The sequence below is a fragment of the Synechococcus sp. CCAP 1479/9 genome (assembly GCF_019038535.1).
In the GTDB taxonomy this organism is placed as follows: domain Bacteria; phylum Cyanobacteriota; class Cyanobacteriia; order PCC-6307; family Cyanobiaceae; genus Cyanobium.
On the sequence record NZ_JAFKRK010000061.1, the window covers coordinates 1 to 453 of the forward strand.

The window sequence follows — 453 nt, forward strand, 5'->3', positions numbered from 1 at the left end:
GGGCTGGATCAGCCGATCGCCGGGGCGGTCAGGGCCACGGGGGTGGCGCTGGCAGCGGCCAGGTCGAGGGGGAAGTTGTGAGCGTTGCGCTCGTGCATCACTTCCATGCCGAGGCCGGCACGGTTGAGCACGTCGGCCCAGGTGTTGATCACCCGGCCCTGGCCATCAAGGATGGACTGGTTGAAGTTGAAGCCGTTCAGGTTGAAGGCCATCGTGCTCACGCCCAGGGCGGTGAACCAGATGCCGATCACGGGCCAGGCAGCCAGGAAGAAGTGCAGGCTGCGGCTGTTGTTGAACGAGGCGTATTGGAAGATCAGGCGACCGAAGTAGCCGTGGGCGGCCACGATGTTGTAGGTCTCTTCCTCTTGGCCGAACTTGTAGCCGTAGTTCTGGGACTCGCTCTCGGTGGTTTCACGCACCAGGGAGGAGGTCACCAGGGAGCCGTGCATGGCG

Annotated in this window: 1 protein-coding gene; it reads right to left on the minus strand. The window is 64.0% G+C overall.

What is annotated here, in order from left to right:
- Positions 1-8: 8 nt before the first annotated feature.
- Positions 9-453: photosynthetic reaction center family protein (locus KUG38_RS16685; RefSeq protein WP_502988708.1), on the minus strand; the 445-nt coding region annotated here is incomplete at its 5' end.